13 protein-coding genes are annotated in these 9,029 nt (G+C 37.3%); 3 read left to right on the forward strand and 10 right to left on the reverse strand.

The window, feature by feature from the left end:
* The 5 genes from ACGH6Q_RS11485 to ACGH6Q_RS11505 form a co-directional block, all read right to left on the reverse strand.
* A partial coding sequence (locus tag ACGH6Q_RS11485; protein ID WP_411592869.1) for a host specificity protein J occupies nucleotides 1–1,967 on the reverse strand: 1,967 nt, incomplete at its 3' end.
* Complete coding sequence (locus ACGH6Q_RS11490) at nucleotides 1,960–2,589, reverse strand: tail assembly protein (protein WP_411592870.1); 630 nt, start codon at nucleotides 2,587–2,589, stop codon at nucleotides 1,960–1,962. The genes ACGH6Q_RS11485 and ACGH6Q_RS11490, both read right to left, overlap by 8 nt.
* Complete coding sequence (locus ACGH6Q_RS11495; RefSeq protein WP_411592871.1) at nucleotides 2,532–3,245, reverse strand: C40 family peptidase; 714 nt, start codon at nucleotides 3,243–3,245, stop codon at nucleotides 2,532–2,534. Before ACGH6Q_RS11495 ends, ACGH6Q_RS11490 begins: the two co-directional genes overlap by 58 nt.
* Nucleotides 3,246–3,251: 6 nt before the next feature.
* Nucleotides 3,252–3,956, reverse strand: a complete 705-nt coding sequence (locus tag ACGH6Q_RS11500) for a phage minor tail protein L (protein ID WP_411592872.1) — start codon at nucleotides 3,954–3,956, stop codon at nucleotides 3,252–3,254.
* A complete protein-coding gene (locus tag ACGH6Q_RS11505; RefSeq protein WP_411592873.1) occupies nucleotides 3,953–4,282 on the reverse strand; it encodes a phage tail protein in 330 nt (109 codons plus the stop codon). Before ACGH6Q_RS11505 ends, ACGH6Q_RS11500 begins: the two co-directional genes overlap by 4 nt.
* A gap of 105 nt (nucleotides 4,283–4,387) precedes the next feature.
* Between ACGH6Q_RS11505 and ACGH6Q_RS11510 the strand changes: the two genes are divergently transcribed.
* The gene (locus ACGH6Q_RS11510) at nucleotides 4,388–4,570 is read left to right on the forward strand and encodes a type II toxin-antitoxin system HicA family toxin (protein WP_065560046.1); all 183 of its coding nucleotides are present in this window, start codon (nucleotides 4,388–4,390) and stop codon (nucleotides 4,568–4,570) included.
* A 21-nt stretch (nucleotides 4,571–4,591) separates the two neighbouring features.
* Nucleotides 4,592–5,038, forward strand: a complete 447-nt coding sequence (locus ACGH6Q_RS11515) for a type II toxin-antitoxin system HicB family antitoxin (RefSeq protein ID WP_411592874.1) — start codon at nucleotides 4,592–4,594, stop codon at nucleotides 5,036–5,038.
* Nucleotides 5,039–5,378: 340 nt separating this feature from the next.
* Here ACGH6Q_RS11515 and ACGH6Q_RS11520 read toward each other — a convergent pair whose 3' ends face one another.
* The 3 genes from ACGH6Q_RS11520 to ACGH6Q_RS11530 all read right to left on the reverse strand — a co-directional run bounded on the left by ACGH6Q_RS11520 (nucleotide 5,379) and on the right by ACGH6Q_RS11530 (nucleotide 7,285).
* Nucleotides 5,379–6,200: a phage antirepressor N-terminal domain-containing protein gene (locus ACGH6Q_RS11520; RefSeq protein ID WP_411592875.1), complete on the reverse strand. Its 822-nt coding sequence runs from the start codon at nucleotides 6,198–6,200 to the stop codon at nucleotides 5,379–5,381.
* 54 nt (nucleotides 6,201–6,254) lie between these two features.
* Nucleotides 6,255–7,046 carry a KilA-N domain-containing protein gene (locus ACGH6Q_RS11525; RefSeq protein ID WP_411592876.1) on the reverse strand — a complete coding sequence of 264 codons (792 nt, stop codon included), beginning with the start codon at nucleotides 7,044–7,046 and terminating at the stop codon, nucleotides 6,255–6,257.
* Between the two features lie 77 nt (nucleotides 7,047–7,123).
* Complete coding sequence (locus ACGH6Q_RS11530; RefSeq protein WP_141675202.1) at nucleotides 7,124–7,285, reverse strand: Arc family DNA-binding protein; 162 nt, start codon at nucleotides 7,283–7,285, stop codon at nucleotides 7,124–7,126.
* A 96-nt stretch (nucleotides 7,286–7,381) separates the two neighbouring features.
* Here ACGH6Q_RS11530 and ACGH6Q_RS11535 point away from each other — a divergent pair, with 96 nt between their 5' ends.
* Nucleotides 7,382–8,038 carry a helix-turn-helix domain-containing protein gene (locus ACGH6Q_RS11535; protein ID WP_085165738.1) on the forward strand — a complete coding sequence of 219 codons (657 nt, stop codon included), beginning with the start codon at nucleotides 7,382–7,384 and terminating at the stop codon, nucleotides 8,036–8,038.
* Nucleotides 8,039–8,119: 81 nt separating this feature from the next.
* Here ACGH6Q_RS11535 and ACGH6Q_RS11540 read toward each other — a convergent pair whose 3' ends face one another.
* Nucleotides 8,120–8,782, reverse strand: a complete 663-nt coding sequence (locus ACGH6Q_RS11540; protein ID WP_411578828.1) for a hypothetical protein — start codon at nucleotides 8,780–8,782, stop codon at nucleotides 8,120–8,122.
* Nucleotides 8,783–8,831: 49 nt separating this feature from the next.
* Nucleotides 8,832–9,029 (reverse strand): hypothetical protein (locus tag ACGH6Q_RS11545; RefSeq protein ID WP_411592877.1); only part of this gene is annotated, 198 nt, incomplete at its 5' end.

Genomic DNA, 9,029 nt, shown 5'->3' on the forward strand with positions numbered 1-9,029 from the left:
CTAATCAATTTATCATCACGATAGATTTTTACCTCAAATTTCAGGTTTTGAATCGTGCGAGGCGTGGACCATGATAAGCGAGCTTGATATAAATCAGATTCGGGGATAATTTCAGCCTGCAGTTGTTCAACGGGTGGGATTGACCAGCCAAAAATTGTATTACTCTCAGCTTCGAATTTAGCCCCGTTATCAACAACCGCCTCCTTTTGCGGTTCATGTTGTAACGCTGTGATTGAGTAAGTGCCGTCGCTGTTTTCAGCGATTGTTATAGCCTTAAATAGCCTTGGTTTGATTTTATTGTCATATAGACCCCAAACGGAATACTCATCAACACTAACACTATTCACCAAAACAATTTGATTAGGTTTAACCTGAGCTTGAATTTTGATTTTTTGTAGTTGCATATTTGTGTCAGTCACACTTAAATACGCACTTTTCATGTTCTTAATGTCAATATCACGGTCTAACGTAATCGTGCTACCATTTGCTTCTAAAATTCGTCCGCCGATTGTAGTACCTGAAAAATCGTTATCGGCAATACCGATAATATCGCCGGGTAAATGACGAATACCTTCTCGGCCAACGCTAAACGTAACCGTTTGTGTTTCAAGTTTTTCAGTTTGAATTAACCATTTACCAACTCGGTGCGCTTGACCTCTCGACGTACAACCGAACGCATCAATTTGCGCAACATTCAGCCCAAATCGTTTGATTAGCTCATCATCAGCAACATATTCAGTTGTTGTTTCCCAATTGTTATTAGGGTCAATATAACGCACATGCACAGCCGTATGCCGTGATTTTTGCGCTGCTGAGGTGTAGTTGAACCGCCCTTCTACCACGTTTGCATTTGCATAAATTGCCACAGGGTCGCTTGGTCTATCCATCACCGCAGTGTACTGCGTACCGTCCCAAATCGGCATAGCTCGAAAGATTGAGCACAGGTCGTGAATCACATCATACGCTTGGCGTTGCTCGGTAATGTAACAGTTGCATGTAAATCTTGGTTCTTTGCCGCCGAAACCGTCATCGACTAACTGGTCGCAATATTGAGCGATAGTGTATAAAGTAAACTTATCAACACCGAATTGACCAATTCGATTACCCATACCGTAACGTGTGTTAGTTAGTATGTCGTAAAATATCCACGCCGGATTATTTGTCCAAGCAAGTTTAAAATTCCCCGACCAAAAGCCTTTATACTCCCGTGTGTTTGGGTTGTAGTTATCAGGCACTTTAACTATCATCCCTTTGATTAAATAATTACGGCGAGGCACACCACTAAACTGCGATGAATCAAACTTCAAGCCAACCACTGCGGTGTTCGGGTATGAAAATTTAGTATCGTAGATTTCAGTGTATGAACTCCATAGCGTGTTATTAACTAGCAATGATGATGTGCTATCTGGTGTTCTGCGAACTACGCGAATATTAAACGGCTTGGGTGGTAAATCATCTAAAATAACCGAAGTTAAATACTGCGAGCGTGTTTTTTTATCGATTAAATCTACCGTTTTTACCGTTTTCCATATACTGCCCACACCGATTTGAATTTCCATTGATACTGAGGTTCGGTTAATATTTCCCTTGTTATCGGTTGAGCTTAACGACTGCACCCCAACCGTAACACGTACTCTATCAATGTTTGGGTCGGTAATAGTACGTACAATCGGCGTTGTTGCTTTTACTTCAAGATTAACAGGCACTTCATTTTCAGTGGCAGGAAAACCTTCAAGCGGTGCTTGCGCTTGAATGCCTGCCGTCCATTCAACATTAACACCGTTAAAATTGTACGAACCGTCGGGTGCTTGAATTGGTGTATCATTTAAAAATATGCTTTGTAGACCGTTTAATGGACCCTCTATCTGTCCCTCACACAGTAAATCAATAATACTAAGCTGCTGGTGTGACTTGAGGTTATCCTGCGCTTCTTTTGGCGTTTTCGCCTTTTTTGAACCTTTACCCATTTTTCTTCCCCTTTATGATTTCACCCCACGGTATTGGTGTTATTGGGTTTTTATCTGTATTCGTTGCGTCGTCTAATGTTTCAAGCCCTTGTGATAGCACTTTCGAACCTACTTTTATTACACCATAGCAAAGCGGCACTGGCGCACCCTGCCCGATTGTGTTGTCTAAGTTGGAAAAATAGGTGTTATTGTTTTTATCACCCGTTAACTTATCGGTTTTGGGTAATTTAGTTAGCATTTGAGCGACACCGCCAAGCATTAACCCAGCACCACCAGCTACCAAAGCCAGTCCTACCCCTGTTGTTATACCGACTACTACACCGGCAACGACCATCGCTGCGCCAGCTATAAAACTAAAAATACCGCCTTTAGCTCCAGCAACTTGGGGGACAATATGAATAACGGCATCTTGTGGAATTCGACTGTGTAGACTAAACTGTAAATTGTCCTCGTTCATATCTACGCCGTTAATTCGTACCCGAAAATAGCCGTCCATAATTTGCTTTTTCAAGCCTTTGATTTGGCAATACAAACCATTCAATGCTTCTGCTGCCGTTTCTACATTCAGATTGAACTTATCGCCATATTGTTTAAGATTGCCGTAAAGCCTGACAATTGCCATTTTTTATGCCTCCATATTGAATGTGTGTATTTAAGCCAAAACCCGTCGTATAAATCCCGTTTAGAGAGACGATTTGGGCAATGATGTAAAATGAATTGATTGCCGATGTAGATAGCAGCATGGTTGGGAGTTGTTGAGCCAAGGCAAACCAAGATAACATCGCCTTCTTGAACGTCTTCAACTTGTTCAAACTCATTTTTAGGTAGTAAATCTAAGTAGAGATTTTGCCCGTTATGCCACCAATCGTCTTTCCGTTCATAGTCCGGCAAATCAATACCAGTTAGCATGTATGCGTCACGCACCAGTGTTAAGCAATCAGTCTTGCCGTGATTAAATTCACGACCTAGTAACGGCTTGATATACCTGAACTTATGAATTCGGTTATCGCAAACTAGCCACCAACTCAATCCTGTTTGTTGCTGATAAAATTGGTCGGCTTGGCTGAGTATCGGTAAGCCGTTTGGGTGAGAGTGAACAATTGCAGTTATTTCGCCCTGTTGTTCGGCTCTAATCCAGTCATCTGACGAAATTTCGAATGTTTCGGTTGGTGTGTGTGAGATATTGTTGCGTGGCAGATAAGTTTTATTATCAATAACAAATCCGCAGCACTCAGCCTCACCGCAAGAAATTGCATGATTAAGTATTTGTGTTTTCATAATTAATTAAGAGAGTTTAGCGGCAGTTGGAAAACCACCAAAAGGAAGAATACCATGTTGGCCAAAGCGAAGTTTACAGCCATTCAGACAACGGCTACATTTATCTTTTGTGATGTCGTTTGTCGGTTTATCAAATTCATCAGCTACAGGTCCACCCGTGTAACCACATTCAGATGAGCGATATATCCAACTACAGGTATTGGCAATGATGACACGAGCAGGAATTAATGCACCGTCAGACTCGCATGGCAATGCTAATTCAAACGTAACAACCATTGAATTTTGTTGCTTAACTTGTTCAATGACATAATTAGAGATGATTTCGCAAAACGGGTCAGCATATTGATTACCATTTTCAAAGTTAACAGCGTCTAAGTATTTAACGGGCACTTCGTGACGGGTGACAATTGCACCAAGTAAACCATCAAAATCAGCAATCAGACCAGTGATAAAACCCATTGCATTGCTAACGCTCATTGTCGGGCGGTTACTGGTTCCCTGCCCATTTTTTTGAAAACCCTCAACTTTTATCGGGTACGGCTCATAAATATTACCCTGCCATGTAATCGGACGCCTTAGCTCACTTAATCCATTATGAAAGCGAAATATCGTTTTGTTACCCACGATTTTAGTTAAATCGACTTCATACAAATCAATAATCGCATCTTGTGCTATTTTTGTGATGTCGAGTAGCATTTTTTTGGGGATCATGCGATTACCTCCTCAAATGTTGCGGAAATTGTTTTAGCTGCGCCGTTGGGCGTTGATGTCCAAGAACGGCAGACAACTTTGATCGTTTTGTGAGTGTTAGGCTCTCGCCATAAAAAGGCTTTAATCGCATTGTGTCGGCTAAGAAAATCATCAATCAAGCTGATATCTTCTGATAACCCAACAAATGTTACATTGTATGAGCGCAAATCGTTGTTAATACCGTCCCGAATGCGTTGCTCATAGCCATCACCAAACTTAATTACCTTTACTTTCGGTGATACTGAAATCGTGGAGCTGTTTTGAGGTCTCCAGTGAAATGTTTCCATAGTTTTCTCCAGATGATTAAACTAATTTATTTGTGTTTTTACTTGTATTTTTACTTGCTGTTTGTGTATATGTGTGTATAATAATTTTCAGGTTAGGAGGTAAACATGAAATCAACTGACCTGATAAAGGAACTTACCAATGCAGGGTGTATTCTGAAACGAGTTAGAGGTAGTCATCATATGTTTTACTCACCAATAACTAATAAAACGTTTCCAGTTCCTCACCCAAAATCGGATTTACCGATTGGCACAGTAAGATCAATCAAAAAATCGGCGGGGCTTTTATAGCCCGCCACCTTTGGAGGTATTATGTTTTTTACTCTTGGCATTGAAACACCGAAAGATAGCGATACGGCTTACGGCATTGTCGTACCTGCATTATGTAATGAAAAATATAGTTGTTATTCTGCCGCAGACAGAGAAAGCGATATTCCAGCAATGGCGACAGAAGCTATTTTGTTAACTGTTCAAGATATGATTGAATCAGGCGATTATGATGTCAAAGATATTCACAACGATCATGTTTCGTATAAAAATAACGATGAGTATGCTCATTGCGATACCTGGGTCATTATTGACGTTGATTTGTCATCATTTGTTGGTAAACAAAAAAGAATTAATATCACATTGCCCGATATTCTTATCGATAGAATAGATAACGCAGTTAAAGCACCAAATTCTTTTTATAAAGATCGGAGTAATTTTTTGGCAGAAGCGGCTATTAATGAATTAGCTGCACAAAATAGAGTGCGTTAATTATTTTTGGTTATTAAGCGCCATACAACTGATAATAAAAACCACCCGAAGGTGGTTTGTTCGCCTACTCGGCGGTGAACATCATGAAAAACTATGGAAAAAACTTTCATATTTTCTAAACCGCCTACTCGGCGGTGAACTTGATTATATCAAACATAGACTTTTGTTTTAACTAAAATTTAGCCATTTTTTCCAAAAATAACCCTTTTTTCTAGCTCTTAAATTAATCTATATTTTTCAATGGATTAAAAAAGCGATTAAAAAAGGGTTTTTGAGTTTAACTCCAAAAACGCCAGAAAAAACTTGAATAAAATCAATATATTTCCTGACGAATTTTTAGTCAGTTATGTCGAATGACTGGTAATACTCTATTCCATTTCTCAGCAAAGTGATTTGTAATGATATGCATTGTCTCCCTTTCGATAATCAATCGTGCTGATTCAATATCTCTTTTAAATTCAATGCCCATAGAATAAAAAGCTCCTCTATAAGATGAATCAATTATTTTTAACGCTGGTTCAATTAACTGAATTTTTTCTCTCATATAATTAGCAACAAATAATAGTCGAGCTAATTTATACAAATCTTCATCAGATAATCCATTTCTCGTGCTTACACCGCCAAGCCACTCTATAGCCTCGTCAAATTTACTAGCGGGTAAATCTTGGTAGCGTGGTATCTTAAATTGCTGATGAAACTTTGAATAAACCGCTTGATGTCTTTCACCTGTTCGATAAACTCGCTCGTTGACTGCTTGTTGGATTTGCTGTTGTTGTTCGGGTGAAATTGTGTTAGGGAATTGTTGAGCCACTTTTGGCATAAAGTGATTATAAAGTACATCGAAACATTCAAGCTGATATTGTTCAAGTGTTGCCCTGATTTCTGGTTTTACTCGACTTGTTTCAATACCGAATAGCCAACCATTGATCATCGAAATTGGTAGGCATAAATACTCTTGATTACCGCTTTTAGAGGGTATTGTCATCATGACAACACCTTGGCTAAGTACATGATGACGTTGAATTCTTTTGAATTGTGCTGCCCAGCTTAACCCAATATTTTCGCATACAGGCTTCATGGCTATATACGGTTTATTTTCGTGGTTAAGAACGATTAATTGTTGATTGTGAAACTGAATTGTTTCTAATTTTGTGTTTGACATGCTATATCCTCGTAATTGCCCCTCTTTGGGGGCTTATAATTTGTTGTTAATTGGTTAAGCGATTTCTTTATTAATAAGATGATTTTTGATTACATCTATTGCTTTTTCGTTATATCTAAAAGTTTCAACTTGTTTATCAGAAGAACGTGACTTATCGAGTACGAAAATTCCGTAGTCTTCTGTTTTTAAGTTGAGCTTATTAGCTATACGACCAATTTTATTTGAGGATACGCCAAGTAAATCACCTACTTCGCTGGCTGAAAATGTTTTGTTTTCAAGCTTGGGAAGCGGAATAACATTTTTACCTGCAATCGGATTAATTGTATCTGCATAGATAGCTTGCTTAGACTGTTCGCTAAGGTGCGGTAGGTTACTAAACATCTTATCTAATGCTCTGACTGATAATTCTATCGCCTTAGCTTGTCGATATTCAGGTAAATAAGATTTAAAAGGTTTTTGAATGTTTTTCAATTCACCTTTTTTATAGTCTAAAAATACTTGATTAACTATTAATTGGAATTTTGGACTAATCCAACCTGCGTAAGAAATAGCTAAAAGTTCGTGGGCGAAAGTACCTTGATTGATGCCACCTTTAACAGTAATTATAGGCGATGTGCATTTTTGCACATCGGTTGCAACTATGCGATTTTGCACAGTTTCTTTTTTTACTTCTTCAATTAAATCTTTCGCAGTTTGTGTTCTTAACCATTGCGCTGGAGCCTTGTTATTACCCAATCCACTAGCTTTATGCAGCGCATTAAGATTATATCGACCTTCTTTATCAGTTGTGATAGAGATTCCAGCTATTACTGGACAATTAGAGTTGTTTATATTACTATTATTCATAAGTTTTCCCTTATTTAGAGTTTGTGGTTAACTTGATTTGGGCTTTGGCTGTTGGCGCAGTTAAAGCCTTTAGTTTTTTAGATGCCTGCAATTTTCTTTTCCTCCTCTGTTAATGACTGTCTAACTCTGTTTACAAGCTCTTGGCTCATTGTTCTATCATTCATTGCTGCTAATACCTCAAGCGCAGCTTTAAGGCTTACAGGCATTCTTGCTGATAACGTTACTTTATTTTCTTTCACTTTCTCCTCCTGATTGTGTTATGATTAATTCAAGTAACTTGATATATATTAATATGAATTATTCATATTGTAAACAATTATTTTTAGGATTTATTCATGATTAAAATAAATGAAGGGTTTCCGGAAAGGCTTTCATCTATGAGAAAAGCTCATTCACTAACACAAACCGAAATAGCAAGAATGGTTGGAATAAGCCAAAGACAAATTGCTGCTTACGAAGCTGGTCAAGCAAAACCTAGACAAAATACTCTACTAGATTTGGCTTTCTATTTAGGTGTTAACTCTTCGTGGCTAGGTACGGGTATTGATACGAATATAGATGAATGGGAAAATTATACTCCCGCAACACATCAAGAACAGATTACTATTTTTGATTTAAACAGCTTTGACTTGTCTCTTTTTAATGAAAATAAGTTTAGCACAAACAAATTAGAGCTTTATCCATTACCAAATAAACTTAAAGATATACATAAAAGCGCTTTTGCTATACGGATGACTGGCGACTCAATGGAAATATCTAAAAAATTAGGTATACCAGACGGTTCTATCGTAACATTTAATATGGATGCTGAAATAAAAAGTGGTGATATTTGCTTAATTGAAATTGATAAAATCTATTCAATTAAACAACTTTTTATTGATGCTAATCAAACGACGGCACACCCATTAAATGCTAATTATTCTGACATTATTTTGAAAAAAGGAGAATATAAGATAATCGCTAAAGCCGTACGTATCGATATCACATTATAATTATAGCCAATAAAAAACCCTCTTAGAGGGTTTGAATTGCTTTGGTAGTTAATAACAAATTGACTAAATTTAAATATATTTTTAGTAATTGCAACTAATATTATGCCAACGGCTTATTGTTCTAGAATCTTCTGTATTGATTACTCTTAATAATTTATTGTCTTTTAAGAAAGCCCAATATAATTTTCTTCCCGTATAACCTCCAAATGAATTTTTAGCATTTACATATAAGCAGACTGAATATCCAGTAATAACATTCTTGTATTCAAACATGAAATCTTTCTGTGGCTTAGAAATATCAGAATATTTCGCAGAATCAGGATCTTTTAATACTTCTCGAAAATACGATTTTATCTTAGGTAAAAAATTTACTGGTTTGCTGCCATATTTTGCATTTTTGAAATCAACAGATAAATCAAGAGTGCAATTATTCCATTGAAAAATAGCATTATCTGTTTTAGACGCAATTGCATAATTTGTTCTATCATTTGCAAGAACATATACGTACCTTGAGTCCTCTGCAATAGATAAATTATCTACAAATTTAGTAAATTTAGGTGATTTATACTCGTCTTTAATATAATCGTGAGCAACAAATCTATCATTAGCCACCCAAACTGTTCCATCCCCCATATGTTTTAGATTGTTTTTTGTTTTGTCACCCTTTGCATATTTACAATCATAGAAATCATCAGCAAAAACAAAAAATGGGAACAGCAATAAACAAAATAAGATCTTTTTCATACCATCTCCTTAATAATTTCGGTAATGGTATGAAATTTTAGACATCAAATCAACGACGATTTAGCAGCCCTCCCGGTCTTTGTTCTTCTTGAATTACACTTCTGAGCGCTTGTTTCAGCATTCTAGCTGTCTCGTTAGCTGCTTCTTTATTGTCTTGCCCCTCGCCGAAGGAGATATTTTGCGTAATATTATTTATGATTGTTCTGCCTGCTGAGCCTCGGGATAACTTGTTAGACGGGATAACTTC

This window comes from Gilliamella sp. BG2 (assembly GCF_046635645.1).
GTDB classification, from domain to species: Bacteria; Pseudomonadota; Gammaproteobacteria; order Enterobacterales; family Orbaceae; genus Gilliamella; species Gilliamella bombi.

Bases quoted from the DNA above. Each gene is read 5' to 3' on its own strand.
- ACGH6Q_RS11505 (WP_411592873.1), bottom strand. From the start codon at position 4,282: ATGGAAACATTTCACTGGAGACCTCAAAACAGCTCCACGATTTCAGTA.
- ACGH6Q_RS11500 (WP_411592872.1), bottom strand. From the start codon at position 3,956: ATGATCCCCAAAAAAATGCTACTCGACATCACAAAAATAGCACAAGAT.
- ACGH6Q_RS11515 (WP_411592874.1), top strand. From the start codon at position 4,592: ATGTTTTTTACTCTTGGCATTGAAACACCGAAAGATAGCGATACGGCT.
- ACGH6Q_RS11490 (WP_411592870.1), bottom strand. From the start codon at position 2,589: ATGGCAATTGTCAGGCTTTACGGCAATCTTAAACAATATGGCGATAAG.
- ACGH6Q_RS11540 (WP_411578828.1), bottom strand. From the start codon at position 8,782: ATGAAAAAGATCTTATTTTGTTTATTGCTGTTCCCATTTTTTGTTTTT.
- ACGH6Q_RS11525 (WP_411592876.1), bottom strand. From the start codon at position 7,046: ATGAATAATAGTAATATAAACAACTCTAATTGTCCAGTAATAGCTGGA.
- ACGH6Q_RS11510 (WP_065560046.1), top strand. From the start codon at position 4,388: ATGAAATCAACTGACCTGATAAAGGAACTTACCAATGCAGGGTGTATT.
- ACGH6Q_RS11495 (WP_411592871.1), bottom strand. From the start codon at position 3,245: ATGAAAACACAAATACTTAATCATGCAATTTCTTGCGGTGAGGCTGAG.
- ACGH6Q_RS11535 (WP_085165738.1), top strand. From the start codon at position 7,382: ATGATTAAAATAAATGAAGGGTTTCCGGAAAGGCTTTCATCTATGAGA.
- ACGH6Q_RS11520 (WP_411592875.1), bottom strand. From the start codon at position 6,200: ATGTCAAACACAAAATTAGAAACAATTCAGTTTCACAATCAACAATTA.